General features: G+C 68.3%; 20 protein-coding genes. 10 read left to right on the top strand and 10 right to left on the bottom strand.

Annotated elements, in window-relative coordinates; translation table 11 throughout:
* Window positions 1-24 precede the first annotated feature (24 nt).
* A complete protein-coding gene (locus ERC79_RS04385) occupies window positions 25-321 on the bottom strand; it encodes an MGMT family protein (protein ID WP_131576049.1) in 297 nt (98 codons plus the stop codon).
* Between the two features lie 9 nt (window positions 322-330).
* Window positions 331-1,107 carry an alpha/beta hydrolase gene (locus ERC79_RS04380; protein ID WP_165497038.1) on the bottom strand — a complete coding sequence of 259 codons (777 nt, stop codon included), beginning with the start codon at window positions 1,105-1,107 and terminating at the stop codon, window positions 331-333.
* A gap of 56 nt (window positions 1,108-1,163) precedes the next feature.
* Here ERC79_RS04380 and ERC79_RS04375 point away from each other — a divergent pair, with 56 nt between their 5' ends.
* The 4 genes from ERC79_RS04375 (at window position 1,164) to nudC (ending at window position 10,082) form a co-directional block, all read left to right on the top strand.
* Entirely contained in the window at window positions 1,164-4,478 is a 3,315-nt protein-coding gene (locus ERC79_RS04375) for an ATP-dependent DNA helicase (RefSeq protein WP_131576045.1), read from the top strand.
* On the top strand, window positions 4,475-7,849 hold the full coding sequence (locus tag ERC79_RS04370; RefSeq protein WP_131576043.1) for an ATP-dependent DNA helicase: 3,375 nt from the start codon (window positions 4,475-4,477) through the stop codon (window positions 7,847-7,849). Before ERC79_RS04375 ends, ERC79_RS04370 begins: the two co-directional genes overlap by 4 nt.
* 188 nt (window positions 7,850-8,037) lie before the next feature.
* A complete protein-coding gene (locus ERC79_RS04365) occupies window positions 8,038-9,105 on the top strand; it encodes a potassium channel family protein (RefSeq protein ID WP_131576041.1) in 1,068 nt (355 codons plus the stop codon).
* 62 nt (window positions 9,106-9,167) lie between these two features.
* Window positions 9,168-10,082, top strand: a complete 915-nt coding sequence (nudC, locus tag ERC79_RS04360; protein ID WP_131576039.1) for an NAD(+) diphosphatase — start codon at window positions 9,168-9,170, stop codon at window positions 10,080-10,082.
* A 4-nt stretch (window positions 10,083-10,086) separates the two neighbouring features.
* Here nudC and ERC79_RS04355 read toward each other — a convergent pair whose 3' ends face one another.
* Window positions 10,087-10,311 carry a mycoredoxin gene (locus ERC79_RS04355; protein ID WP_131580739.1) on the bottom strand — a complete coding sequence of 75 codons (225 nt, stop codon included), beginning with the start codon at window positions 10,309-10,311 and terminating at the stop codon, window positions 10,087-10,089.
* Window positions 10,312-10,444: 133 nt separating this feature from the next.
* On the opposite strand from ERC79_RS04355, the gene ERC79_RS04350 reads away from it, so the two are divergent.
* Together ERC79_RS04350 and ERC79_RS04345 are read left to right on the top strand one after the other, a co-directional pair.
* Window positions 10,445-12,619, top strand: a complete 2,175-nt coding sequence (locus ERC79_RS04350; RefSeq protein WP_131576037.1) for an ATP-dependent DNA helicase UvrD2 — start codon at window positions 10,445-10,447, stop codon at window positions 12,617-12,619.
* Between the two features lie 577 nt (window positions 12,620-13,196).
* The gene (locus tag ERC79_RS04345) at window positions 13,197-13,484 is read left to right on the top strand and encodes a WhiB family transcriptional regulator (protein ID WP_131580737.1); all 288 of its coding nucleotides are present in this window, start codon (window positions 13,197-13,199) and stop codon (window positions 13,482-13,484) included.
* Window positions 13,485-13,605: 121 nt separating this feature from the next.
* On the opposite strand, the gene ERC79_RS04340 is transcribed toward ERC79_RS04345, so the two are convergent.
* Together ERC79_RS04340 and ERC79_RS04335 are read right to left on the bottom strand one after the other, a co-directional pair.
* Window positions 13,606-14,187 carry a heme-binding protein gene (locus ERC79_RS04340; protein WP_131576035.1) on the bottom strand — a complete coding sequence of 194 codons (582 nt, stop codon included), beginning with the start codon at window positions 14,185-14,187 and terminating at the stop codon, window positions 13,606-13,608.
* Between the two features lie 198 nt (window positions 14,188-14,385).
* The gene (locus ERC79_RS04335) at window positions 14,386-15,288 is read right to left on the bottom strand and encodes a LysR family transcriptional regulator (protein WP_131576033.1); all 903 of its coding nucleotides are present in this window, start codon (window positions 15,286-15,288) and stop codon (window positions 14,386-14,388) included.
* A gap of 73 nt (window positions 15,289-15,361) precedes the next feature.
* Between ERC79_RS04335 and dapA the strand changes: the two genes are divergently transcribed.
* Window positions 15,362-16,261: a 4-hydroxy-tetrahydrodipicolinate synthase gene (dapA, locus tag ERC79_RS04330; protein ID WP_131576031.1), complete on the top strand. Its 900-nt coding sequence runs from the start codon at window positions 15,362-15,364 to the stop codon at window positions 16,259-16,261.
* 10 nt (window positions 16,262-16,271) lie between these two features.
* Here dapA and ERC79_RS04325 read toward each other — a convergent pair whose 3' ends face one another.
* Together ERC79_RS04325 and ERC79_RS04320 are read right to left on the bottom strand one after the other, a co-directional pair.
* The gene (locus tag ERC79_RS04325) at window positions 16,272-17,633 is read right to left on the bottom strand and encodes an AarF/UbiB family protein (protein ID WP_131576029.1); all 1,362 of its coding nucleotides are present in this window, start codon (window positions 17,631-17,633) and stop codon (window positions 16,272-16,274) included.
* 7 nt (window positions 17,634-17,640) lie between these two features.
* The gene (locus tag ERC79_RS04320) at window positions 17,641-18,531 is read right to left on the bottom strand and encodes a hypothetical protein (protein WP_131576027.1); all 891 of its coding nucleotides are present in this window, start codon (window positions 18,529-18,531) and stop codon (window positions 17,641-17,643) included.
* A gap of 157 nt (window positions 18,532-18,688) precedes the next feature.
* Here ERC79_RS04320 and ERC79_RS04315 point away from each other — a divergent pair, with 157 nt between their 5' ends.
* On the top strand, window positions 18,689-19,285 hold the full coding sequence (locus ERC79_RS04315) for a M48 family metallopeptidase (protein ID WP_242676746.1): 597 nt from the start codon (window positions 18,689-18,691) through the stop codon (window positions 19,283-19,285).
* Here ERC79_RS04315 and ERC79_RS04310 read toward each other — a convergent pair.
* Entirely contained in the window at window positions 19,282-20,691 is a 1,410-nt protein-coding gene (locus ERC79_RS04310; RefSeq protein WP_131576025.1) for a zinc-dependent metalloprotease, read from the bottom strand. The two genes, ERC79_RS04315 and ERC79_RS04310, sit on opposite strands and share 4 nt — an antisense overlap.
* A gap of 122 nt (window positions 20,692-20,813) precedes the next feature.
* On the opposite strand from ERC79_RS04310, the gene ERC79_RS04305 reads away from it, so the two are divergent.
* Window positions 20,814-21,848: a PDZ domain-containing protein gene (locus ERC79_RS04305; RefSeq protein ID WP_207390426.1), complete on the top strand. Its 1,035-nt coding sequence runs from the start codon at window positions 20,814-20,816 to the stop codon at window positions 21,846-21,848.
* Window positions 21,849-21,854: 6 nt separating this feature from the next.
* On the opposite strand, the gene ERC79_RS04300 is transcribed toward ERC79_RS04305, so the two are convergent.
* On the bottom strand, window positions 21,855-22,478 hold the full coding sequence (locus tag ERC79_RS04300) for a PPA1309 family protein (protein WP_242676845.1): 624 nt from the start codon (window positions 22,476-22,478) through the stop codon (window positions 21,855-21,857).
* A 173-nt stretch (window positions 22,479-22,651) separates the two neighbouring features.
* Between ERC79_RS04300 and ERC79_RS04295 the strand changes: the two genes are divergently transcribed.
* Window positions 22,652-25,591, top strand: coding sequence for a UPF0182 family protein (locus tag ERC79_RS04295; RefSeq protein ID WP_242676745.1), 2,940 nt, complete (start codon window positions 22,652-22,654; stop codon window positions 25,589-25,591).
* 72 nt (window positions 25,592-25,663) lie between these two features.
* On the opposite strand, the gene ERC79_RS04290 is transcribed toward ERC79_RS04295, so the two are convergent.
* A complete protein-coding gene (locus ERC79_RS04290; RefSeq protein WP_131576021.1) occupies window positions 25,664-26,227 on the bottom strand; it encodes a transglycosylase family protein in 564 nt (187 codons plus the stop codon).
* Window positions 26,228-26,331: the final 104 nt, after the last annotated feature.

Here is a 26,331-nt window from a genome sequence, read left to right as displayed (position 1 = left end):
GAGCGTGGATGTGCCGATCGGTGTTCAGAACCGGTGCCGGGCCGCCGCGAGGTCCACCCGACCGTCGCGGATCGGGACGCCTTCGAGTTCGAGCCTCGCCAACTGGCGGTGGGCGAGGTGGGCCGCCGGCCGTCCGGAGGCACCCAGCACCCGGTGCCACGGCAGATCTACCGCATCGGTCCGCATGATCCAGCCCACTGTCCGAGGACTGGAAAGCGCTGCAGCCGAAGCGATGTCGCCGTAGGTGGCGACGGTGCCCGGGGGAATGGAAGCGACCAGCTCGCGGACTCGTTCGATCTGTTCCTCGGTAGTGGCCGCCACGAGATGCCCCTACAGCAGCTTGCGGACGAGCATGGCGACCTCGTCGGGTTCGGCGTGCGCGACCATGTGGTCGCAATCGAGGTCGGCGAGCGTCAGATCAGGGCCGAGCGTCTCGGCGAGAGCGGCCCGGAACTCGGCCGTCACGTACGGCGGCTGGACGCGCATCGCCTGTACCAGGACGGTGGGTGTGCCGGGCGGCGGCACGACGAAGTCGCGGGCCATCTCGCCCCACGACGCGACGACCGCGGGGATGGACATGCGCCAGCCGACGCGGCCGTTCTCCAGTTCGACCAGATGCTCGGCGAGGTCGGCATCGAGCGCGGCCGCGGGCACGTCGGCCCACGCGCCGTGGACCTTCTCCGAGCGGGCCTCCGCGGCATCCGTGTAGTCCGGATGTGCGATGACGAGTTCGGCGATGCGCCCCATCGTCTCGGGCGGCAGCCCGATCGCGGGATCGAGCAGGACGAGGCCGCGCACCCGCTCCGGCGCCGACTTTGCGAGATGCAACGCGATCGCGCCGCCGTACGAGTGGGCGACCACCACGACGGGCCCGGTCGCGTGCTCGTCGAGGACCTCGATCAGATCGGCGACGTGCGTGTCGATGCCCCACGGCGGCGTCCATGGCGAGCGGCCGTGACCACGGAGGTCGGGCGCGATGATCCGGGTGTCGCTGAGCAGGCCGGTCCCGAGGTCCTCCCACCGTCGACCATGCCCCGTCAGCCCGTGGACCGCGAGCACCTCGGGCGCTCCGGGAGCGCCGAACAGATATGTGTGGAGACCGCGCATAGGCATCACTATGCCGGATGCGGTTGATGTCGGACCCGTCTGGTGAGATTCCTTGCATGACCGAACCGGGCGCACGCACTCGACTGTCGACGCCCGGTGCGCGCCTGATCGGGCGGCAGTTCGTGAAGTCTCCGGTACGGACGTGGCCGGCCGCCGCGGCGCGGGTCCTGACCGGTGCCCCGCCCGGCCGCGGTTGGCATCCGTGGCAGATTCTCGGCGGGCCGGGTACGGGCAAGACGTCTCTGGTGGTCGACGCGGCGGTCGCGCGGATCGCAGCCGGTGCAGATCCCGAATCGGTGCTGGTGCTGACGCAGTCTCGGCGGGCGGCGACGGCGATCCGGGAACAGATCACCACCGGGCTGCTGGAGGGGGCGCCGGAGCCGGGTCCCGCGGCACGCCCTCGGGCCACCCGGGAACCGCTGGTGCGGACGGTGCACTCCTACGCCTTCGCGGTGCTGCGCCTGCAGGCCGCCGCACACGGCAACCCGCCGCCGCGGCTCATCACCGGTTCCGAGCAGGACGCAGTGCTGCGTGAGTTGCTGCGCGGCGACATCGCCGACGGTGGCGCCATGTGGCCGGATCGGATACGGCCGGCGCTGGGCATGTCCGGTTTTGCGGTGGAGTTGCGGAATCTGATGCTGCGGGCGAACGAGCGCGGCCTTGGGCCGGAGGACCTCGCCGAGCTGGGCAGAGCACACGGGCGCCCGGAGTGGGTCGCGGCGGGCCGATTCGCGATGAACTATGAGCAGGGCATGCTGCTACGCGGAGCGGTAGGGATGGAGGCCCCCGAGGCTACGGCCCCCGCACTCGATGCCGCCGAACTGATCACCGCCGCCCTCACTGCCTTCGCCACCGATCCGGTTCTGCTGCAACGGGAACGGGTGCGCGTGCGGCACCTACTGGTCGACGACGCACAGCACCTCGATCCGCAGGCGGCGCAGCTGGTGCGGCTGATCGGCACCGGAACCGCGATGACGGCGGTCGCCGGCGATCCGGACCAGTCGATCTTCGCGTTCCGTGGCGCTGACCCGAGCTTCCTCGCTGATCTTGCCGGCCGCGGGGAGCCCGCACAGGTCGTCCTCGACACCAATTTTCGGGCCGCTCCCGAAGTAGCGGCGGTTACCGCTCGGATTGCCGCACGGCTGCCGGGCAATCCGCCGCATCGCGGCTTCACCGTGGCCGAGGACCCCGGCCCCGATCCGGGCCGCGCGGTGATACGGGTGCTGTCGACACCGGCGAAGGAGGCGGCGCTGGTGGCCGACACACTGCGCCGCGCGCATCTGCTCGACGGCGTGCCGTGGTCGCAGATGGCAATCGTCGTGCGTTCGGTGCCACGGGTGCTGCCGCCGCTGCGGCGGGCATTGCTCGCAGCCGGGGTACCGGTTACGACCGCGGCCAGCGAATTGCCCCTCGCCCGGCAACATGGGGTGGCCGGGTTGCTGCTGGTGCTGCGCGCGCTGGTGGGTGGCGAGTTCACGGGGGAGGATGCTCTGGCGCTGCTGTCGGGGCCGGTGGGCGGCGCGGAGCCGGTGAGCCTACGTCGGCTGCGGCGCGGTCTGCGGCGCGTCGAGCTGGCGTCGGGTGGTGACCGTGACTCGTCGGATCTGCTTCGGGCGATCATCGTCGACGGGCCAGAGGCCCCCGATGTCGCGCATCTGCTGCCGGGCCTCACAGACGTCGAATCCCTGTCGTTGAGACGGGTGCTCAAGGTCCTGCGGCGTGCCAGGGTCCCACTGCAGCGCGGCCGTGGCGTCGAGGAGGTGCTGTGGGCGGTATGGCAGGCCACGGGCCTCGAGCGTCGCTGGGCCGCGGCATCCGCTCATGGCGGGCCGATCGGTGCGCAGGCCGACCGCGACCTCGACGCCGTTGTCGCGCTGTTCGACGCTGCCGCGAACTACGTAGACCGTCTGCCCCGTGCACAGCTCGGCGGGTTCGTGGACTACCTCGTAGAACAGGCCATTCCCGGCCCGGCCCGCTCGCGGACGGTGATTGCGCAGGAGTCGGTGACCGTCCTGAGCGCCCACTCGGCAGCCGGCCGGCAATGGCAGGTGGTCGCGGTGGCCGGGGTGCAGGAGGGTCTGTGGCCGAGCCTCGGTGCGCGCGGCAGCCTGCTGCGCACAGAGGACCTGATCGAGATCACGAGCGGGATGGGGGAGGTGGAACCGACGTTGTCGCGCACCGCGCCACTCCTCGCGGAGGAGCGGCGGCTGTTCCTGGTGGCGTGTAGTCGCGCGCGCAGCTCGCTGCTGGTGACCGCGGTGGATTCGTCGAGTGGCGATGCCGAACTGGTCCGCTCCCGGTTCGTCGACGATCTGCTGCGCGGCGAGGACGGCAGCGACGACGCCGACGTCACGCCGATCGAGTTCGAGAATCCGCGGGTGCTGGCATTGCCTGCACTGGTTGCCGAACTACGGAGCGTCGTGTGCGATCCCGGTGTTGCGGCCACCGATCCGGCCCGACAGCAGCGGGCTGCGCATCAGCTCGCGCGTCTCGCTCAGGCCGGGGTGCGGGGTGCCCACCCGGACCGGTGGTACGGCACGCTCGAACCGAGTTCGGATCTGGCGCTGTGGAATCCGGCGGATGGCCCGGTCGCCCTGTCTCCGTCGACGATCGAACTCATCAACAGTTGCCCGCTGCGCTGGATGTTCGAACGGCACGGCGGCAGCGACGGGGACAACACACATGCGATCGCTGGCACGCTCGTGCACACGCTGGTTCAGGCGGTCGCTGGCCGGATCCCGCCCGACCAGGTGGACCGCGCGCTCGAGAGTGCTTGGGACGCGGTGGATCTGGGATCGCAGTGGTACTCGAGGCGTGAGCTGGAACGGACTCGCCGAATGCTCGACGCCTTCGCGGCGTGGCTGAGCACGACGCGTTCCGAACTCACCGAGATCGGCGTAGAGGTCGAGGTCGACGGTGTGCTCGAGCCGCGCGCAGAGGGCGATCCGCAGGTGCGGATCCGCGGCCGTATCGACCGGCTCGAACGCGATCCCGACGGCCGTCCCGTGATCGTCGACGTGAAGACCGCGAAGACAGCGGTGACGAAGGAACAGGCGCAGCAGCACGCTCAACTAGCGGCATATCAGGTTGCCGCCGCGAAGGGCGCGATCGTCGGCGAGCCGGCATCCCCGCCCGGCGGGGCACGGCTCGTGTTCGTGGCCAAGCCGCACAACAGGGAGGGCGCAACCCAGCGGATCCAGGCGCCGCTCGACGACGACTCGATCGCGCAGTGGGAGGACGCGATCCACGATGCGGCTTCGGCGACCCGGGGGCCGACCTTCATCGCGCGGATCAACGATGGATGCAGGCACTGCCCGGTGGTCTCGAGCTGTCCGGCGCATGACGAGGGACGGCAGGTGACGGCGGAATGAGCACACACAGGGTCAGTCCGGTTCAGTTGGCGGAGGCCCTCGGTCAGTTCCCGCCCACCGCGGAACAGGCCGCGGTCATCGAGGCACCCCTCGGCCCCACGCTGGTGGTTGCGGGCGCCGGCGCAGGCAAGACGGAGACGATGGCCGCGCGCGTGGTGTGGCTGGTTGCCAACGGGCTGGTCGAGCCCGAACAGGTTCTGGGCCTGACCTTCACCCGCAAGGCTGCGCAGCAGCTCACCACCCGCATCCGGCAGCGGCTCGCGAAGCTCGCCGGCTCGGCACTGGTACGCGACCTGGACCCGAGTGGTGGACTGCGGGCCCGCATCCTCGGCAGCGAGCCCGAGGTGAGCACCTACCACTCGTATGCGGGACGGCTGTTGTCCGAGCACGGGCTACTGCTGCCGATCGAGCCGTCGGCGACGCTGCTGTCCGAGACCGAGCTGTGGCAGCTGGCATACCGCGTGGTCAGCGCGTGGGACGGCGATCTGGATACCGACCGCAACCCGGCGTCGATCACGGAATCGGTGCTCGCGCTGTCGGGGCAGCTCGCCGAGCACCTCGTCGCGCCCGAGGATCTGCGTGAGGCGCACACCGAACTGGACAAATTGATCCACACGCTGCCCGCCGGGCCGAAGCAACGTGGCAAGCCGTCGAAGGGACTGCTCGACATTCTCGAGGCCCAGCATCAGCGCCTGGACTTGCTGCCCCTGGTCCAGCGGCTGGCCGACACCCTGCGCCGGGAGAGCGCGCTCGACTTCGGTAGTCAGATGTCGCTCGCGGCGCGGGTCGCGTCCGAGCACCCAGAGGTCGGCCGCAGTGAGCGCGAACGGTTCCGGGTGGTGTTGCTCGACGAGTACCAGGACACCGGGCACGCGCAGCGGGTGCTGCTGTCGTCGCTGTTCGGTGGCGGCGAGGACGCGGGGCTCGCACTCACCGCAGTGGGTGACCCCATGCAGTCGATCTACGGCTGGCGTGGTGCGTCCGCCGCCAACCTGCCGCGGTTCGCGACTGATTTCCCTCTGGCCGACGGCTCGCCTGCCCCGAAGCTCGAGTTGCTCACCAGTTGGCGCAATCCGCCGGAGGCCCTGGCGCTGGCAAACATGGTGTCGGACCCGTTGCGGGACAAGGGTGTCGCGGTGAGCATGCTCAGGGCCCGGCCGGGCGCGGTGCCGGGCGATGTGCGGCTGGCGCTGCTCGACGACATCGAAGTCGAGCGAGCATGGGTAGCCGACCGGATCGCCGAACAGTACGCCGCGGCGCGCGCTGCCGGGGAGGCCCCGCCGACCGTGGCGGTGTTGGTGCGGCGCAACGCGGATGCGGCGCCGATCGCCGACGAACTGCGGGCCCGGGATCTGGCGGTGGAGGTGGTGGGCCTCGGCGGCCTGTTGCACACTCCCGAGGTCGCGGACGTCGTGGCGATGCTGCGACTGGTGGCCGATCCGATGGCAGGCAGTGCCGCGGTACGGGTGCTCACCGGGGCGCGCTGGCAGCTCGGGGCGTCCGATCTCCGGGCCCTGTGGAAGCGTGCGGGCGAGCTCGGTATCCGGACGGGCTACGGCACTGCCGGTGCCGTCTCGGACAGTGCGGCGCTGAACGAGGCGCTCGACAGCGCGCTGCCCGGCGAACACTCCGAACAGGCAGGGCTCGCCGACGCACTGGCCGATCCTGGCCCGGCGCAGCGATATTCGGAGTCAGGGTACGTTCGGATCTGCGCGGTGGCCGCCGAACTCGCCTCGCTGCGCGAGCGGCTCGGTCAGCCGCTCACCGAGTTGGTCGCCGAGGTGGAGCGGGTCATCGGGATCGGGATCGAAGCACAGGCCCGGACTCGAACCGGCGTTGTCGGTGGTGCCGGCCGCGAACACCTCGATGCGTTTGCGGACGTGGTCTCCGGGTACGCGAGCCGCTCGTCGGCAACGCTTACCGGACTGCTGTCGTTTCTCTCCGCGGCCGAGCATGTCGAGAACGGGCTTGCGCCCGGCGAGATCGAGGTGGCGCCTGACCGCGTCCAGGTCCTCACCGTGCACTCGGCGAAGGGGCTCGAGTGGGAGGTTGTGGCGGTGCCGCACCTCACCGCCGGTGTTTTCCCGTCGTCGACCGCGGCGGCCACGTGGCTGGGCTCGGTCGCGGAATTGCCGACCGCCTTGCGCGGCGACCGCGCGTACGACGGCGAGTCTGCGGACGGGGTGCCGGTACTCGATCTCGAGAATGTCTGTGATCGTAAGGATCTCGAGGACGTGATCAAGGCGCACAAGGCGGCGCTGTCGTCTCGCCGACTCGACGAGGATCGCCGACTGCTCTACGTCGCGCTCACCCGGACCGAGCGTGCACTGTTCGTCTCCGGCCACTACTGGGCCGAGTCGGGGGCCGAACCGAAGGGGCCATCGCCATTCCTGCTAGAGCTGGAAGCGCTCGTCTCAGCTGCGGAGGGTCCGGCGCTCGGTGTCATCGACGTGTGGGCGCCCGTACCCGAGCCGGGCAGCGAGAATCCGCTGACTGCGGTGCCTCGCTCTGCGCTGTGGCCGCGGGACCCGCTGGGTCACCGTCGCGCCGATGTCGAGCATGGTGCACAACTGGTGCGTGCCGCTCTCGCCGGACTCGATGGATCCGCTGCGAGTACCGGTGCAGGCCCCGGCGAGGAGGACGATCCCGACAATTGGGCGGCGGATGTCGATGCGCTGCTCGCCGAGCGGGCGGCCCGGTCGCACATTCGGGCCGAGGTGGAGTTGCCGGCTCAGCTCTCCGTGAGCCAGTTGGTGGATCTGGCGGCTGACCCGGACGAGTTGGCGGCGCGGTTGCGCCGGCCGTTGCCGTACCCGCCGAACCCGTTGGCCCGCCGCGGCACCGCGTTCCATGCATGGGTGGAGCAGCGTTTCGGAGCGACCCGTCTACTCGACCTGGATGAGCTGCCCGGGGCCGCCGACTCCGGTGCGAGCGCCGAGACCGAACTGTCTCTGCTCCAGGACGCCTTTCTCCGCTCACAGTGGGCGGATCGCAGCCCGGTGGAGGTGGAGGTGCCGTTCGAGACTTCGGTCGCCGGGACGGTGCTACGTGGCCGGATCGATGCGGTGTTTGCGGACCCGGACGGTGGATGGACCGTGATCGACTGGAAGACCGGCGCCGAACCGTCCGCCGCGGACGAGCACGCGGTTGTGATGCAGTTGGCCGCCTACCGGTTGGCATGGGCGGAGCTGATGGCGGCGCGCCGGTCCCACATCACCGGGGCCCCGGTGGAGTTACCGCTGGAGAAGGTGCGTGCCGCGTTCCACTACGTGCGCACCGGGCGGACTATCGCCCCGGAGAACCTTCCCGATGCGGACGAGCTCGCGCGGCTCGTCAGCACCGCCGGAGCCGAGGTGCCGGCCGACGGCTGACCCGGGCAGGGCGCGACGCGGAGGGCGCGTCACCCCGCCACGGGCCAATTGCCAGGCGCACCGATTTCGGTCCTGAGTATCCGGGGGATTGCCAGGGACGTTCCGTGAGCGCCCCATGCGCGGCTAGGCTGCGTTTCGGCGTGTCAGGTTGTGAAGAGGTTAGGTGTGGAAGAGATTGCGACGGATTGATGCTCGGTAGGTTGAGCTCGCGGTTCCGGAATTCGGACAGGCTGACGGAGCGCCCGGATTTCGCCCTCGTGGGCGTGCTCAGGGTGCCGGAGCTACAGACGAGCCCTGCCCGCGCGATCGCGCGCCGTGTGTCCTATGCCCTCACGGCTCTCGCGCTCGCGGTGCTGGTTGTCTACATCGACCGCGACGGCTACCAGGATGCGCAGGAGAACCAGCTGTCGCTGCTGGACTGTATCTACTACGCCACGGTGTCCCTGTCGACCACGGGGTACGGCGATATCACCCCGATCACCCCGGAGGCGCGACTGATCAATGTTCTGATCGTCACGCCGCTCCGCATCTTCTTTCTCATCGTCCTGGTCGGAACCACGCTCTCCGCGCTCACCGAGAGTTCCCGTCAGGCATTCAAGATTCAGCGTTGGAGGCACCGCGTGCGCAACCACACCGTCGTCGTCGGGTTCGGTACCAAGGGTCGCACCGCGATCGACGCCATGCTCGGCGACGGCATCCTCCCCTCGGACATTGTGGTGGTCGACACCGACCAGGTGGTGCTCGACGCAGCCGCTGCTCTCGGTCTGGTGACCGTCCACGGTTCGGCCACCAAGTCCGACGTGCTGCGACTGGCCGGCGTGCAGAACGCCGCGTCGATCATCGTCGCTGCAAACCGCGACGACACCGCAGTGCTGGTCACGCTCACCGCCCGTGAGCTTGCGCCGAAGGCAAAGATCGTGGCGGCCATCCGAGAGACGGACAACGCGCACCTGCTCCGCCAGTCCGGTGCCGACTCGGTGGTGGTGTCCTCGGAGACCGCGGGACGGCTGCTCGGCATCGCCCGCACCACGCCGAGTGTCGTGGAGATGGTTGAGGACCTGCTCACGCCCGAGGCCGGGTTCGCCATCGCCGAACGTGAGGTCGAGCGCGACGAGGTCGGTGGATCGCCGCGCCACCTGTCGGACATCGTCCTCGGTGTCGTGCGCGGCGGTCGGTTGCTGCGGGTGGGCTCGCCGGAGGTCGACGCGGTGGAGGCCGACGACCGCCTGCTCTACATCCGGCGCGTCAGCCGCTGATACTGCGCGTCAGCCGCTGACACTGCGTGTCGGGTCTCGGCCGCCGCAGTAGGGTCGTGATCGTGTCCGACTTCAGACTGATTGAGACCCCGCTGCTATCGCGTGCTGCCGTCGACCGTGCAGAGGAATTACGTTCGGACACCGCTGCTTTGCACGCGGGTTGGGCGACGGCGCTGCTACTGCGGGTGAACCATCGTGGCCAGGTGCGGGTGGCGGACGGCGAGCTGGTGTTCGACATGGCCACGTCGGTGGGTGATGCGCCGCCCGAGGGGTCGGTGTTCCTGGGGTTGCACGACGGTCGGCACGTGTGGGCCGTGCGGGTTGCGGCGATGACGGGGGAACTCGGTGACCTGCGGATGATCGGTCACCGGCTGGACGAGTCCGGCGCGGGTCTGGTGACGACCGCCGTTGCACTGCTGAATTGGCACGATCATGCCGGGTTCAGTGCTATCGACGGCGCCCCCACGGCGCCGACGCTGTCGGGCTGGTCGCGGATCAGCGCCAGCACCGGGCACGAGGAGTTCCCGCGCACCGACTCCGCGGTGATCTGCCTGGTGCACGACGGCGGCGATCGCGTCCTGCTGGCACGTCAGCCCACCTGGCCACCACGGATGTTCTCGGTGCTCGCCGGATTCGTCGAGGCGGGCGAATCGCTGGAAACGTGCGTGGTGCGTGAAATCAAGGAGGAGGTCGGCCTCGACGTGCGCGACGTCCGCTACCTGGGTAGCCAGCCCTGGCCGTTTCCGCGGTCGGTGATGATCGGATTCTCGGCCGTCGGCGATCCCGCCGCCGCGCTCGTGTTCGCGGATGGCGAGATCGCCGAGGCCCACTGGTTCACCCGGGAGCAGGTGCGCGCGGCGCTTGTCGCGGGCGACTGGTCGTCCAGCAGCCGCGAGTCGTCGGACGCCGAGTTGCTGCTGCCAGGTTCGATCTCGATCGCCCGGGTGATGGTCGAGTCCTGGGCGAAGGCGGGTTGACGCCCTAGAGGCCGAGGGCCGACTTGACCTGGGAGAGAGACGGATTGGTGGCGGTACTGCCATCCGCGTACTTGACGGTGGGGACGACGTGATTGCCGTTGTTCACGCTGCCGACGAAGTCGGCGGACGCGGGATCGTGCTCGATATCGATCTCGAGGTACGAGATACCGTTCTCGTCGAGCTGCTTCTTGAGCCGACGGCAGTATCCGCACCAGGTGGTCGAGTACATGGTCAGGGCGGGGGCTTCGGTAGTCACAGCGCCTATAACACCACGATCGGAGGACGTGTTCCCGCCCGGTCGCACGTCACAACCGTCGCGGGCGGGGGCGTCGATGTCGGTGCGCCCTGAGAGGATGGACGGCATGTCAGCGGATGCCACCCCGGAAGCTCGCAGGGACGCCCGACCCGAAGGTGCCGACGCGGGTCTGGATCCGGAGCAGTCGGCGGCGGTCACGGCTCCGCGCGGCCCGGTGTGTGTTCTTGCGGGCGCCGGCACAGGGAAGACGCGGACAATCACTCGACGCATCGCACACCTTGTCGCGGGCGGTCATGTCTCGGCCGGTCAGGTCCTCGCGGTAACCTTCACGGCCCGTGCCGCGGGGGAGATGCGCGGACGCCTCCGCAGCCTGGGCATCGGGGGTGGCGGGCCGCAGGTGCAGGCTCGCACGTTCCACGCCGCGGCCCTTCGGCAGCTGCGCTACTTCTGGCCGCAGGTGATCGGCGACACCGAGTGGCAGCTGCTCGACCGCAAGTTCGCGATCGTCGGGCAGGCCGCGAGCCGGGCTGGACTGTCCACCAGCACCGAGAGCATCCGCGACCTCGCGAGCGAGATCGAGTGGTCCAAGGGCTCGCTGATCGCGCCCGAGGACTATCCGGCGGCCGCCGCACGCGCCCGACGCGACATCCCGGCCGACGCGGCGAAGGTGGCCGCGGTGTACGCCGGCTACGAAGAACTCAAAGCCCGTAACTACGACGGCATGCTGTTGGACTTCGACGACCTGCTGTTGCACACCGCGGCCGCACTCGAAGAGCACTCCACAGTGGCAGACGAGTTCCGGGACCGATACCGCTGTTTCGTCGTCGACGAGTACCAGGACGTCACTCCGCTCCAGCAGCGAGTGCTCGACGCGTGGCTAGGTGATCGGGACGATCTCACCGTCGTCGGCGATGCCAACCAGACCATCTACTCGTTCACTGGCGCCACTCCGAAGTACCTGCTGGACTTTTCGCGGCGGTTCCCGGATGCCACCGTCGTGCGGCTCGAACGCGACTACCGTTCGACACCGGAGGTGGTGTCGCTCGCGAACCGGGTGATCGGGGCCGCACGCGGTCGGATCGCCGGGACCCGGCTGCAGCTGATCGGTCAGAGGGCACCGGGTCCGGAGCCCACCTTCGCCGAGTACGACGACGAGCCGGCGGAGGCCGCTGCCGTCGCCCGGCGCATCAAGAAGCTGATCGAGCTGGGCACCGAGCCCGCGGAGATCGCGGTGCTGTATCGCATCAACGCGCAGTCCGAGGTCCACGAGCAGGCGCTCACGGAGCTCGGCATCCCGTACCAAGTGCGCGGCGGTGAGGGCTTCTTCACTCGGCAGGAGGTCCGCCAAGCGATCAATGCACTTCGTCAGGTGGCCGGCCGGGATGATCTGCCGGATGGCGCCGACCGGGGCGAGGCGCTCATCACTCTCGTTCGGGCGGTACTGGTGCCGCTGGGGCTCACCGACGAGGAGCCCACGGGCGCTCAGGCCCGCGAGCGGTGGGGGTCGCTGACCGCGCTCGTCGCGCTCACGGAAGAGCAGCTCGCGCACGATCCGGAGCTCACCCTCGGTGGGCTGCTCGCTGAACTCGCCGCCCGCGCAGAGTCTCGGCATCCACCGGTGGTTCAGGGTGTGACGCTGGCGTCGCTGCACGCTGCGAAGGGGCTCGAGTGGGACGCTGTGTTCCTGGTCGGTCTCACCGAGGGCACGTTGCCTATTGCACACGTGCTCGGCGACTCGAAGTCGCCCGGTGACGAGGCCGGGATCGAGGAGGAGCGGCGCCTGTTGTACGTCGGGGTCACCCGTGCACGCGAGCACTTGGCACTGTCGTGGGCGCTGGCCCGGAACGCGGGCGGACGCAAGTCCCGGCGCCGGTCGCGGTTCCTCAACGGACTGATCCCGGAGGATTCGCCGGCGTCTCGGATCGCGGCTCCAGCCCAGTCCCGGAAGCAGCGTCCGCGTTGCCGGGTGTGCGGAAAGCAGCTGATGGGATCGACGTCCACCATGCTCGGCCGGTGCGAGGCCTGCCCGTCGAATCTCGACATCGAACTTCTCGAGGCGCTCAAGGAGTGGCGACGCGAGAAGTCCCGCGAGCTGAAGGTGCCCGCATACGTGGTGTTCAGCGACAACACTCTGACTGCGATAGCAGAGCAGCAGCCGAAGGACGATAGGGCCCTTGTCGCGATTCCCGGGATCGGGGCGAAGAAGCTCGAACGGTTCGGCGCCGATGTCCTTGCGGTGGTGCGCGGCGAGCGCTCTGCCGCGGCACTGGATCTGATGTGATGTGATGCGCGATTCCCGGTGATTGCGCAGGTCAAAAATAGCTTGTGCGGTCTGTTTGGGTTGTATAGCCTGGACTTCGATGCCATGGGGATGACCCGTGTGCGACGCAGGTTCGATGTTGATCCGAGTAGATGTCCGCGACGAGATGAAAGGGAGGTGGCGATGATGAAGAACTGGAATGCCGCAATGGCGCTTGCAGCTGTGCCCGCATTGGCACTTGCAGCTGTGCCCGCATTCGCACGCGCCTCCCGCACCTCGGCCGCATCGGCCGCCGCGAGGATCGCAGCGACAGCACCGCATGCAATCCGTCTGCGTAGCGCAGCAGTAGCAACTGCAGCACCCCCCGCATCCGTGTTCAGGAGCCGGCGCCGAGTAGTCATTCGGTAGTCAACTCCAGCCCTTCTCTCGAGGCCACGGATCGCGATTGCGAACCGTGGCCTTTGTGTTTCGAGCTCCGTAGCTCTAGGCCTTCGCCCCGGTTCGTACGACCACCGAAAGCCGGCACGAGCCGCGAAACGAATCAGAGGAGAACGACGTGTCTACCGTGACATGCCGAGTACAGATCGAGAACCGCACCGTGGCCAGCGGATTCGAAGTCGGATCGGTACACCGGGAGCTGCCCTGCCGGGCCGGCGATCCGGACCTGTGGTTCGCCGAGACGCCAGCCGAACTGGAACGTGCCAAGTCCTTGTGCGGGCAGTGCCCCATCCGAAGCCGGTGTCTGAGCGCTGCGCTCGATCGTGCCGAGCCGTGGGGGGTGTGGGGGGGTGAGATCTTCGAGCAGGGCGTTGTGATCGCCCGCAAGCGACCTCGAGGTCGGCCACGAAAGAGTCCGAAGCCCGAGAAGACCCTGGTCTGCGCCTGACAGTCAACGGCAGAGTCCTGTGGGTATCCGATCCACGCGGATACCCACAGGGCCCGATAGTCGTTCGCGGGCATCGACCGGAGCATCAGCGGCCTGAGACCGGTCCTGATCGCAACCTCAGTCAGCGGGCCGCAACCGGGACCACCACCTCATTGCGACGGAGGAACGGGATGGTCCATGGCGGATCGTAGAACCAGGCGACGGGTTCGCCGTTCGGTACCCACGCGGTGCTCTCGAGCGCGCGCACAAGTTCGGCGGTACGCACAGCGACCGCCTTGTGACTGCGGTCGCCGGTGAAACGCAGCGCCGCCACCATCTCGCCGCGGACCTCGACGAGTTCCACGTTCTGGTCCTGAGGGGTGGGCAGTGTGTCCATCGTCCATCGCGACGGCATGTAGAACCGGACGACCCACGAGTCCCCGGGACCGCTTGCCTGGGATACCGGCGCGGTCATCGCAATCTCTGATTTGCTGGCATTGGCGCCGAAGATATAGCCGGCCAGCCGACGGAATCCTGCGCTACGGGCGCTCTCCTCATCTCCTGATGCGGTGGTCTCGGCAGCGATACGCGGACCGTACCGGCGGATCTCGAGGCCACGAGTCCGCTCCTGGACTTCATAGCGAGGCTCTTCGGTGCCGTTGCGAATTCCTACTAGCGAGCCAACACCCTTCGCCACTTCAGTCACCATCGTCGTCACCCGCATCTCGGCCTCCTGTCGGATTGCTTCGCCGCGAACTTCCACGGTAGGCCCGCCGGGGTCATTACGTGTCCGGCCACCGTCAAACCAGCGATGTGTGATGCCCCGCGTTAACCGCGAGCGACACCATTTTGTGCAAATCGGTTTCGCCGTCGTACGTGGTTGTCGGCCTGCTGTGGAGTGGGTTCATCGCGCCCAACCTGTTCAACCGGCGTCGGGGCGGAGGAGTTCAGCGACCACCGCTCTGATCGCCGGGCTGGCGTCGGCGCTGCGCCTCCAGGCAGCCGAAACCTGACGCATGGGCGGTGGATGCAGGGGCCGGGCGACAAGGTCGTGGCCAAGGGGTGGCCTCGCGAGGCGCGGGACGAGGGCGATGACACCGCTGGTCGCGACAAGCGACAGCTGGGTCGCGAAGTCGTCGACGAGGTGGCGGACGTCGGGGTCACCAGGCCGGTCCGAAACCAGGCGCCGGAACCACTGGTGACACACCGTGCCGGGTGGACTCGTCACCCATGCATGGCCGGCAACCAGCGCGCTGGTCAGCGGTTCGCGGGCTGTGGCGAGCGGGTGGCAGCGATGCATCACCAGGTCGCCGAGATCGGTGTAGACGTGCCGGTCGATGATCGCGCTCGGCAGCTGGGGCGGGAGCCCATCGGCGTCGTGGATGATCGCCAGGTCTGCCGTGCCCCCCGCGACTGAATGGAGCGCTTGGTCAGGGTCTTGTTCGGTGACCTGCACGTGCAGTTCAGGGCATTCGACTGCCAGCCGCGGTAGGCGTGGAGCCAATAGTCCGCGGATTGCAGTGGAGAAGGCGACCACTCGCAAGACCCCGGTAGGTGTGCCGTCGGCGATGGATCGGGCTGCTTCGGCGCAGCGCTCCAGAGCCTGGAAGACCTCGGGAGCTGCGTCGAGTAATGCCTGACCGGCGGGGGTGAGGACGACACCGCGCCCAGCGGGAGCAAGCAACGAGACGCCTATCTGGCGTTCGAGGCGCTTGATCTGCTGGGAGACCGCTGAGGCAGTGAACCCGAGTTCGTCCGCTGCGCGCGCGATGGTCCCGAGGACAGCGACCGAGCGCAGCGCGTTCAGGGATCCGACATCGATCATGAAGTCAGGCTACGCATTACTGGAAAGAAAGCATCGCTAGACCGGTGTAAACAGGGTGGGCAGGATCGAACTCATGACAAGTAGTCGTGAGTCCGCGGTGATGTTGTTCGGATCGAACCTGGTCGCGATGGTGACCCCGATGGAAGCTGATGGATCAGTCAGCTCTGAAGGGGTTGCCAGCTTGGTCGAACACCTCTTGGCGACCGGGTGCGATGGGATCGTGGTGGGCGGCACTACCGGCGAGATATCGACGCTGACAGCAGACGAGGTGGTCGACCTGGTCGCGGCGGTGGCCCAGCAGGTGCGGGGCCGGGCGAAGGTGATTGCGGGTGTCGGCACCTACGACACGGCCGGCAGCATCCAGCGGGCCGGTCAGGTCGAGTCTGCTGGCGCCGACGCACTGCTCGTCGTGTGTCCGTACTACTCCAGACCGACCCAGGCGGGAGTCGTCGCGCACTGCCTGGCGATTGCCGACGCCACGGACTTGCCTGTGATGCTCTACGACGTCCCCGCGCGGACTGGCATCTCGCTGGAGATGAACACTCTCACCGAACTCGCCCAGCACCCGCGGATCCGGGCGGTGAAGGATGCCAAGGGCGACCTCTTCGAGGCCGCGACCGTCATGGCCGACACCTCGCTGGCCTACTACTGCGGAAGTGACGAACTCAACCTGCCCTACTTGGCGATCGGGGCCAGCGGTGTGGTCAGCGTCGTGGGCAATATCGTCGCCGACCGCACCGCAGACCTGATCCGGGCCGTCGCCAGCGGTGATCTCGAATCAGCCCGATCCATCGATGGATCCGTGCGTGACTTGACCGAGACTCTGATGCGGACCTCGCAGGGGGCCATCATGGCGAAGGCGGCCCTGGCTGAGCTGGGAATCATCCCGCACGCGACGGTCCGCATGCCGCTCCTCGAATCGCAGGAGCAGGACCTCGCCAAGCTTGGAAAAGCCCTGGCAACCCACCGCTGAACCCGGCGTACTAGACGCCGTCGAGACTCTCGCGGAGCTCGCCGGCGGCACCGGATTCGTCGGGCTCGCAGAAACCGGGGAGCCACCTCGTGAGGATCGCCATGTACGGCGCGTAGGCGTCGAGCTGCGCGCAGATGCCGACGGAACCGAGCAGCACGCGAAAAATCATGACGTACTCGGCCGGCAGGTTGAGGGCCCGGGCCGTCCGGAACTGCGCGCTCGACAGGTCGGTCGCGGTGCCGGCGGCCTTCTGCAGCCAAGCGCGGGTGAAATGGAACGACTCGGTCCGGATCGGGTCGGTGAACGGACGCAGGTAGTCGGCGATCTCCTGATCGGTAACCGTGCGACCGGGCAGCACGAAACCGTTGGCGCGCAACAGCTCCGTCAGTTCGTCGAACTGCTCGTTGACCGAGAGCCGGACCATCGTGCCCAGCACCGGTGGCAGCCCGTTCGGCATCGGTGCGGTGGCGCCGAAGTCGATGATCCCGAGGCGGCCGTCGTCGTGCAGCATGAAGTTCCCCGGGTGCGGATCGCAGTGCAGCAAGCCGACGCGGGCGGGGGAGACGAAGTGGAACTCCGCGAGCAGCGCGCCCGCAGTGTTGCGTTGTTCGACGGTTCCACCGGTGATGATCGCCGACAGCGGGGTCGCGGACATCCACTCGGTGACCACGACTTTCGGTGCGCTCGCCACGACGTGTGGCACCACGAACCTGGGGTCGCCGTCGAACGCCTTAGCGAATGCGCGCTGGTTCTCGGCCTCGATCCGGTAGTCGAGCTCCTCCTCGGTGCGCGCACTGAGCTCGTCGAGCACCGGCTTGATGTCGGTGCCCGGCATCACCGAGGTGAAAAGTCCGGCGAACCGCGACAACGTCTTGAGGTCGGCGCGCAGGGCCTCGTCGGCGCCCGGGTACTGAACCTTGACCGCGACCTCGCGGCCGTCGGCCCACACCGCTCGGTGCACCTGTCCGATGCTGGCCGACGCGGTGGGTGTGTCGTCGAACTCGGCGAATCGCTGCCGCCACTTGGTGCCGAGCTGCTGATCGAGCACACGGTGCACGGCCTTCGCGGGCAGCGGGGGAGCTTCGGCTTGTAGCTTGGTCAGCGCCTCACGGTACGGCTCGGCGAACTCCTCGGGAACCGTGGCTTCCATCACGCTGAGGGCCTGGCCCAGCTTCATCGCGCCACCCTTGAGCTCCCCGAGCACGGTGAACAACTGTTCGGCAGCCTTCGCGGTCAGCTGGGCGTCGATCTCGTCCTTGTCGCCGCCAGCGAGCTTCCTTCCGAAGCCCAGCGCGGCTCGCCCGGCAATGCCCAGCGGAATGCTCGCGAGCTTGGCGGTGCGGGCGGAGCTGCTGCGGGGGATTTCGGGCACCCGACCATCATGGCTGACGAATTGGGGGTTCGTCCAAGTTCAGAGTCGAGCGGGAGCATCCACACCGGGGGTTGCGCGTCCAGTGCCGGACCGCGAAACGGTGGTGCCAGAGGTCGATTTCCAGGGTGGCGTCCAGGCTCGCGGGGACCGGCCAGGCCGCCCCGGAGAGCACCAGTTCGAGCTGTCCGAGCGCCACTGCGGCGGTGGCCAGTATCGTCGCCGGGCTCGCGTGACCGACGCTGCCGAGCAGCTGCGCCGCGACGTGCGGCCACTCCTCATCGGCTGCGCAGCGGGTCAGATCGGCGCACCGCAAGCAGCTGGTACGGCCCGGCAGGACCAGCGGGCCGACGATGCCGCGGCCGTCACGCAGTCGGACCTGCAGGTGTGGGATTCCGGCCTCGACGAGTGCCATGACGAGACGTGGATCGGGGACGAGGTCGTCTGCCAGCACCACACACACGCAATCCCACCGTGTGACGTCGGCGTCGGCGGTGTAACTCGTGGACCTGCTCACCCGCGCCGCGCTGCCGACAAGCCCATCGGTGATGGCGTCCGACAGCGGGCCGCGGCCGTGGATCCGGATCGGTGTGGCGGTGTCCGGTCGTGCCGGGGTCGACCGGAGCAGTCCGGTCTCTTCGAGCTCACTGAGCAGCGTCGACATGTCGGTGGGCGTGATTCCGTGATCGACCGCGGCCCACACCACGCGGGGCCGGGAGTGCTGACCGTCGAGCATCCGTAGGACGGTGACGAGGTCAGCGGGCTCAACCGTGTCGGGCGGGGTGAGGATCAGCGCGGTCTCGGGGTCCCAGCCGATCTGGATGCGGCCGCTGGGCCGGACCACGATCGGCAGCCGTGGATCCAGTTGGGGGCGGTTCGTTCGGGTCGGCACAGGTGTCATGGCACGACGATCGCATCCCCGAGCTCGCCGGCTGGCCGCACGAGGCGGGTTGTCCACAGGGCAGAACCCGCTGTGACGTGGGATTCTTCCGGCGCGGACGACTCGCGCGAAATCCGCGCCGATCCGGTGTCGGGGCGGCCCGCTAGCGTGTCACCCCGTGACGACCGACAGTGCAATCGGCCCCGAGGTGGAGATCCGCCGCAGCGCCCGGCGTCGGCGCACCATCAGCGCGCGCCGGGAGGGCGACAAGGTGGTCGTGCTGATGCCGACCGGCCTGTCGAAGAAGGCAGAGGCCGACTTGGTCGCGGAGATGATCGGGAAGCTCGAGCGGGCCGACCGCCGGGCAGAGGCGCGGGCCGAACGGGGCGATGTCGAACTCGGTGAGCGGTCGGCGCGGCTCTCGAGCCGGTGGCTCGGCGGCGCGGCGGCCCCGGTCTCGGTCCGGTGGGTGCCATCGATGCGGACGCGGTGGGCGTCCTGTACACCAGTCGACGGCACGATCCGGGTCAGCGAGCTCCTGCGAACGGTGCCGGAATACGTCCTGGATTACGTGCTGGTCCACGAGCTGGCGCACCTGTATGTGCCGGGTGGCCACAACGAGTTCTTCTGGCGTGAGGTGCGGCGCTATCCGAAAACCGAACGCGCCATCGGCTACCTCGAGGCGTACGCCACGGTGACCCGCCGACCGGACTTGTGCGACGTCGTCGACGATCTGGAGAAGGCCGTCGACGACGTCGAGAACACCTCGGCTTAGGCGTCGCCCTCGCCGGCGTCACGGCCTTTCTGCTCACGCTCGTTGGCCTCGGTCTGCTCGAGCTGCGCGATCGGATCGTGGAACGTCTCGGTGTCGCCGCCGAGCACGCGGTCGACGAACGCCGTCGGGTTGTCGAGGTCGGACGAGTCGGGCAGCAGGTCGGGGTGCGCCCACACGCCGTCACGGGCATCGGCGCCGGCGTCGTCGGTGAGTCGACGCCATAGCTGCGCCGCCTCTCGAACCTTGCGCGGACGCAGTTCGAGGCCGACGAGCGTGGCGAACGTCTGCTCGGCGGGTCCCCCGGCCGCGCGGCGCCGTCGCAGGGTCTCGGTGAGCGCCGCCGTGCCCGGGAGCCGCTCGCCGAGCGCGTCGGAGACGACCGTCTCCACCCAGCCCTCGACGAGGGCAAGCATCGTCTCGAGGCGCTCGAGAGCCTGCTTCTGCTCGGGTGTCGTCTGTGGCTCGAACGTGCCTTGCTGCAGGATCTTCTCCATCTGTGACGGATCGGTCAGCGCCGAGGGATCGATTCCCCGCGCAGCCTCCTCGATGGCGGAGAAGTCCATCCGGATGCCCCGTGCGTAGTCCTCGACAGTTGCAAGGAGACGCTGCCGCAGCCACGGCACGTGGTTGTACAGGCGCTGGTAGGCGGCCTCGCGAGCGGAGATGAACACGAGCACCTCGCGATGTGGCTGCTCGAGACCTTCGGCGAACGCTTCGATTGCCGCGGGCAGTAGCGCGGCGGTACCGACAGGTCCCAGCGGCAGTCCGATATCGGTGGAGGTCAGCACCTCCTTCGAGAGCTGGCCGAGCGCCTGTCCCAGCTGGGAACCGAACGTGAGCCCGCCCATCTGGTTGAGCATCCCCGCCATCGGGCCCATCATGTTGCGGGCCTCCTCGGGCAGACCCTGCACCCACATGCCGGCGACCTGTTCGGCTACGGGGTCGCAGAGACGCTTCCACGTGTCGAGGGTGCCGTCGAGCCAGTCGTCGGCCGTCCACGCGAGCGTCCTGGTGGCACCGGCCGGCAGCGTCGTCGATCCGTCCAGCCAGAGTTCCGCGAGCCGTGCGGCGTCGGCGATCGCCGACGCCGTGCCCTCGGTGATGGGGGAGACGGAGCCGATCTGCTGGCGTGCCAGATTCTTGGCGATCTCGTAGTTGACGGGGCCGGACTGTCCGCCGGTGCCCATCGCGCTGCCCATGCCGCTGAGCATCTGGCCGAACTGGGACAGCATCTGGCCGAGCGCGGCCGGATCGAAGCCGCCCGCGCCTGCGCCACCGACCCCGAAGGCACTCGGATCGAAACCGAACGGCTGGCCTCCCGAGCCGCCCTGACCACCGCCCGAGGAGTCCTTCTTGCGGTCCGGGTCGTCGTCGGAACTGGAGAAGCCAAAGGGCAGATCGCTCATGGTTCAACGGTACAAGGCGCGCGGGCACATGGCCCGTGCTGGAATCACGCCTACGGCGAACATCGGGTGCGTAGGCCCCAGGCTTCCGAATGCTCCCGTGGGCGGCGCTCTATCCTGGCCGGGTGAACCGACGGATCGTGACCCTGCTGGCAGCGTTGGCCCCTGTGGTGGCGTTGGGAGTCCTCGGGACGACGGTCAACGTGCCGTTCGTCGCGCTCGGTCCGGGCCCCACGTTCAACACGCTCGGCGAGGTGGACGACAAGCCGGTCGTCGACATCGAGGGCATCGCGGTCGATCCGACCAGCGGCAATCTCAACATGACGACCGTCGCGGTCCGCGACAAGCTGAGCCTGTTCGACGCACTCGGCCTGTGGGCCAGCGGGCGGCAGGGTCTGGTGCCGCGCGAGGAGGTGTACCCGCCGCAGAAGTCGAAGGACGAGGTACAGCAGGAGAACTCCGCTCAGTTCGCGAAGTCGGAGAACAGCGCCGAACTGGCCGCGCTTCGCTACCTGGGTAAGCCGTTTGCGGTCCGGATCGAGACGGTGTCGCCGGACGGAGTCGCATCGAGTGTGCTGCGTGAGGGCGATCTGGTATTGCGGGTGGGTGACACGCCTGTCGACACCGTCCAGGGTTTGCAGCAGACGGTGGCGCAGGCCGGAGCCGGCTCGACTGTCGACTTGACCTTCATGCGGGACGGCGTGGAGATCACCGCCCCGGTGACGCTGGGAGCGCGCCCTGGCGCCGAGGGCGACGACGCGAAGAGGGGTTACCTCGGGGTGGGCGCGCAGGAGGTTCCGAACGTGCCGTTCACGATCGATTTCAACCTCGCCGATGTCGGTGGCCCGTCCGCAGGTCTGATGTTCAGTCTTGCCGTAGTGGACAAGCTCAGCAGCGGTGAGATCAACGGCGGGAAATTCGTTGCGGGCACCGGCACGATCGACCCCGAGGGCGATGTCGGGCCGATCGGTGGGATCCCGTACAAGCTCACCGCCGCCAGCGAGGCGGGCGCGACCACGTTCCTCGTTCCGGCAAAGAACTGTGACGAGGCCCGTGCCAATGCGCCCGAGGGCCTGGCGCTGGTGAAGGTCGAGACTCTCGGCGGCGCCGTCGACGCTCTGGCGGCCATCAACGCCGGCGGCACCGCGCCGAGTTGCTAGGCGCTGTCAGTCGTCGGCCGCTTCGAGCGTCGCGTACAGCGCAGCGATCAGGTTCGGCGCCAGGTTGTCGTAGTAGAGCAGTTCGATCGGCGCGTAGGGGTCGGCGTCCTCATCGGGCCGCAGCTGGAGCAGGGCAAGTGCCGGACCATCGCGCAGCACCGCCGCGATCAGCCGTGCCTCGCGCCGCTCCGGATGGGATTCCGCGGCGGCTCGTGCGGCCTCGTCGGCGGCGTGCCGGTCGGCCAGCTGTGGGGACAGGACATCGTCCAGGTCCGTCTCCGCGTCAGGCGGCAGAACGATGATCTCCTGCACCAGAGCGCAGCCGACTACCTCTTCAGGCCAGCTGGTGGTGGCCAGGAACTCGTCGAGCGCAGGGGAACCGCCCTCGACGTCGTCGGGCAGGGACGCCTGCTCGATCGGAGTCAGCTCGGCGCCGTCGTCCAGCTGGTCCAGTAGGGCGGGTTCGGCTGCGGCGACGAGCGCGGTCGGCACGAGCGCGAACATCGTGGGCGGCTGGCTCCAACCGCCGGCGTCGACGAACTCGATCACTTCCTGAACACACCGGCCGAGAGGGTCGCTGGAGGGGCCTGTATTCGCGTCATCCTCGAAGAACACGCCATCGCTATCGATCACGTCCTTATCCTTGCACCATAGGGTGGCAGCGGTGCGGCGCGGTCGTGGCGCTGCCGAATGCTGCCTGTTACGTAGAGTGAGACGAAACGGTCACTCCCAGGTGACGCTGGACGGTGCATTGGCTGCGGCGCGAAGGCGTCGCCGGATTATTGGGAGAGTGGCAAGTGGGCATGAGGCCCCCCACCGGTTTACCTTCGCTGTCGAAGCGCACGAGAGTGCTGCTGATCTTGGCGTTGATCGCCGCGGCGCTGTTGTTGATCGGTCCCCGGTTCATCGATATGTACACCGACTGGATGTGGTTCGGCGAGGTCGACTTCCGCGGGGTGTACAGCAAGGTGCTGTTCACCCGCATCGCGTTGTTCCTGATCGTCGGACTTGTCGTCGGCGCGATCGTGTGGCTGGCGTTGTTGCTGGCATATCGCTCGCGGCCGATGTTCCTGCCGTCGGCGGGTGCCAATGATCCGGTGGCGCGCTATCGCACCGCGGTGATGGCGCGTCAGAAGCTGTTCGGACTCGGGATCCCGATCGTGATCGGGCTGTTCGCGGGACTCGTCGCGCAGTCCAGCTGGGCGACGGTGCAGCTGTTCTTCAACGGCGATTCGTTCGGGATCACGGACCCGCAGTTCGGCAAGGACATCGGCTTCTACTCGTTCGATCTGCCGTTCTACCAGTTCGTGCTCAACTGGCTGTTCGTCGCGGTGATCATTGCGTTCTTCGCAAGTCTGGTGACGCACTACATCTTCGGTGGCCTTCGACTCAGCGGTCGGCAGGGTGCCCTCACGCGTGCAGCCCGGGTGCAGCTCGCGGTGCTCGCCGGCACATTCGTGCTACTCAAGGCGGTGGCCTACTGGTTCGACCGGTACGCCCTGCTGTGGAGCAGCCGCAAGGAGCCGACGTTCACCGGCGGTAGCTACACCGACATGAATGCGGTGCTGCAGGCCAAGCTGATCCTGCTCGCTATCGCGGTGATCTGCGCAATCGCGTTCTTCGCGGCGATCTTCCTGCGGGACCTGCGGATTCCGGCGATGGCGGTCGCTCTGCTGGTGTTGTCGTCCGTCCTGGTCGGTGCGGTGTGGCCGTTGGTGGTGGAGCAGTTCTCGGTCAAGCCGAACGCGGCGGACAAGGAACGCGTCTACATCGAACGCAACATCGCGGCCACCCGGGAGGCGTACGGGATCACCGACGCGAACGTCGAGACCGTTCCGTACTCGGGCGTGGCGAAGAAGCAGCCCAAGGACGTCCCCGCGGATGTCACGACGATCGCGAACACACGACTGCTCGATCCGAACGTCCTCTCACCGACGTTCACCGCGCAGCAGCAGCTCAAGAACTTCTACGCGTTCCCGAAGTCGCTGAACATAGACCGTTACGAGACGAACGGCCAGCTCCGAGACTTCGTCGTCGCGGCCCGTGAGCTGTCGCCGACCAGTCTGCAGGGCAACCAGACCGACTGGATCAACAAGCACACCGTCTACACCCACGGCAACGGCTTCGTCGCCGCGGCCGCGAACCAGGTGACGGCGGTGAGTGGCGACAGCCAGAACAACACCGGCGGCTACCCGATCTACAGCGTCAGCGACCTCAAGACGCAGCCGTCGGATCCGGCATTGAAGGTCGACAACCCGCGCGTCTACTACGGCCCGGTGATCGCGGCGTCCGACGCGGACTACGCGATCGTCGGCGGCGAGCCCGGCAGCGCTCCCCGCGAGTACGACACGGACGACCAGAAGTACACCTACACCGGTGAGGGCGGCGTCGGGATCGGCAACTGGTTCAACCGTCTCGCATTCGCAGGCCGGTACACCGAGCGCAACATCCTGTTCTCCAGTGCGATCGGCCCGGATTCGAAGATCATCTACCACCGGGATCCGGCGGAGCGCGTGAAGAAGGTGGCGCCGTGGCTCACCACCGATGGCACCGTCTATCCCGCGGTGGTGAACGGGCGAATGCAGTGGATCGTCGACGGATACACGACGCTCGACAACTACCCGTACGCGCAGCGGTCTTCGCTCGAGGGACTGGTGCAGGACAGCACCAACCAGGCCACCGGACGGCTGCTGCCGAAGAAGGAGGTCTCGTACATCCGCAACTCGGTGAAGGCCACCGTGGACGCGTATGACGGCACTGTCACGCTGTACCAGGTCGATGAGAAGGATCCGGTTCTGAACGCGTGGATGGGCGTCTTCCCGGGGACGGTGGAGCCGCAGAGCGCGGTCAGTGACGACCTCCGGGCACACTTCCGCTACCCGGAAGACCTGTTCAAGGTCCAGCGCGAGATGCTCGCCAAGTACCACGTGGACGATCCGGGCGAGTTCTTCAGTAACAACGCGTTCTGGTCGGTGCCGAGTGATCCGACGGTGGAGACGGACAAGAACCAGCCGCCGTACTACGTGTTGTCCGGCAACCCGGAGACCGCGAAGCCGCAGTTCGTGCTGACCAGTCCGATGGTGGGCTACCAGCGCGAGTTGCTGTCCGCGTACATCTCGGTGCAGTCGGACCCGGAGAACTACGGCAAGTTCACGGTGCTGCAGTTGCCGACAGAGACACAGACGCAGGGTCCGCAGCAAGCGCAGACGGCGATGACGTCGAACCAGCGGGTCGCCAGTGCGTTGTCGCTGATCCAGCAGTCGAACAAGCTGCAGTACGGAAACCTGTTGACGCTGCCGATCGCGGACGGCGGCATTCTCTACGTTGAGCCGCTGTACACGCAGCGTAAGGCGCAGAATGCCTTCCCGCAGCTCACCGCCGTGCTGGTGAGCTTCACCGACACCAGCGGAATCCGGGTCGGCTACGCGCCGACGTTGGCGGAGGCGCTGGACCAGGTGTTCGGTTCGGGCACGGGCAACGCGGCGACTGCGCCGAGCGGCGAACCCGCTCCCGCTCAACCGGAGCAGAGCGGTCAGGCGCCGTCCGGGACCACCCCGCCGACCCCGCCGACCACGCCGGCGCCCGGAGGCCCGGCACCGGACAAGGCCGCCGCGGTCGCGGAACTCGACGCTGCGCTGGCGAACCTGAGGGCGGCCCAGCAGGGCGGCGACTTCAAGGCCTACGGCGACGCGCTCGATCGACTGCAGAAGGCGGTCGAGGGCTACCAGTCGGCCGGCGGCTAGTTCCTCGCAGAAAAGCGGAAAGGTCCCTTCATGCGCTACCCGCGCATGAAGGGACCTTTCGTTTGTGAGGGTCTACTTGGCGAGCGCGGCCTGGACGTCGGCGAGCGCGGGGCCGTGCACGGAGAGCAGCTGCTGGAACTGGTCGGCGAAACCGTGCTGGGCCGCGGTGTCACCGGCGAGCTGCAGGGCGCGGTCGATGTACTCGGATGCGGTCGCCTGCATCGGCGCGGGCTGGGGCGCGACCACGGCCGGGGCCGGGGTGGGCTCGACGGCCGGGGCAGGGGCGGCGGGGGCCGATTCGGTGGTCAGGTACTGACCGCACGTGGGCCATGCGCCGGGTCCCTGCGAGGCGAGGGTGTTCTCGGCGACGCGGATCTGCTCCGCCTTGGACGCGGTGTGCGGCGAGCCGCTGCCGCCGTTTGCCGTCCATGTGCTCTGCGAGAACTGCAGGCCGCCGTAGTAGCCGTTGCCGGTGTTGATGGCCCAGTTGCCGCCGCTCTCGCACTGCGCGACGCCGTCCCAGTTGTGGGTGGCGGCGGAAGCGGTGCCGGTGGCGAGGCCGAAGGGAACCGCGACGAGGGCGCCGGTCACGGCGGCCCAGCCGAGGGCACGCTTGCTGAAGCTGATGTTGGTCATGCGGGGTGGATCCTCTCCTGCGCTGACACGGTCGGCCGGCGGGGCGACAATGTGGCCGTCCCGGGCGTGCGATCTTCGCGTCCCTGCCCCTCGAAGGGTTTGTC

The organism is Rhodococcus sp. ABRD24, assembly GCF_004328705.1.
Lineage (GTDB): Bacteria > Actinomycetota > Actinomycetes > Mycobacteriales > Mycobacteriaceae > Prescottella.
The sequence above is the reverse complement of the archived record's forward strand: the minus strand, read 5'-3'. Positions and strand labels throughout refer to the sequence as shown.

Bases quoted from the DNA above. Each gene is read 5' to 3' on its own strand.
- ERC79_RS04380 (WP_165497038.1), bottom strand. From the start codon at position 1,107: ATGCGCGGTCTCCACACATATCTGTTCGGCGCTCCCGGAGCGCCCGAG.
- ERC79_RS04375 (WP_131576045.1), top strand. From the start codon at position 1,164: ATGACCGAACCGGGCGCACGCACTCGACTGTCGACGCCCGGTGCGCGC.
- ERC79_RS04370 (WP_131576043.1), top strand. From the start codon at position 4,475: ATGAGCACACACAGGGTCAGTCCGGTTCAGTTGGCGGAGGCCCTCGGT.
- ERC79_RS04365 (WP_131576041.1), top strand. From the start codon at position 8,038: ATGCTCGGTAGGTTGAGCTCGCGGTTCCGGAATTCGGACAGGCTGACG.
- ERC79_RS04355 (WP_131580739.1), bottom strand. From the start codon at position 10,311: ATGTACTCGACCACCTGGTGCGGATACTGCCGTCGGCTCAAGAAGCAG.
- ERC79_RS04350 (WP_131576037.1), top strand. From the start codon at position 10,445: ATGTCAGCGGATGCCACCCCGGAAGCTCGCAGGGACGCCCGACCCGAA.
- ERC79_RS04340 (WP_131576035.1), bottom strand. From the start codon at position 14,187: ATGCGGGTGACGACGATGGTGACTGAAGTGGCGAAGGGTGTTGGCTCG.
- ERC79_RS04335 (WP_131576033.1), bottom strand. From the start codon at position 15,288: ATGATCGATGTCGGATCCCTGAACGCGCTGCGCTCGGTCGCTGTCCTC.
- dapA (WP_131576031.1), top strand. From the start codon at position 15,362: ATGACAAGTAGTCGTGAGTCCGCGGTGATGTTGTTCGGATCGAACCTG.
- ERC79_RS04320 (WP_131576027.1), bottom strand. From the start codon at position 18,531: ATGACACCTGTGCCGACCCGAACGAACCGCCCCCAACTGGATCCACGG.
- ERC79_RS04310 (WP_131576025.1), bottom strand. From the start codon at position 20,691: ATGAGCGATCTGCCCTTTGGCTTCTCCAGTTCCGACGACGACCCGGAC.
- ERC79_RS04295 (WP_242676745.1), top strand. From the start codon at position 22,652: ATGAGGCCCCCCACCGGTTTACCTTCGCTGTCGAAGCGCACGAGAGTG.
- ERC79_RS04290 (WP_131576021.1), bottom strand. From the start codon at position 26,227: ATGACCAACATCAGCTTCAGCAAGCGTGCCCTCGGCTGGGCCGCCGTG.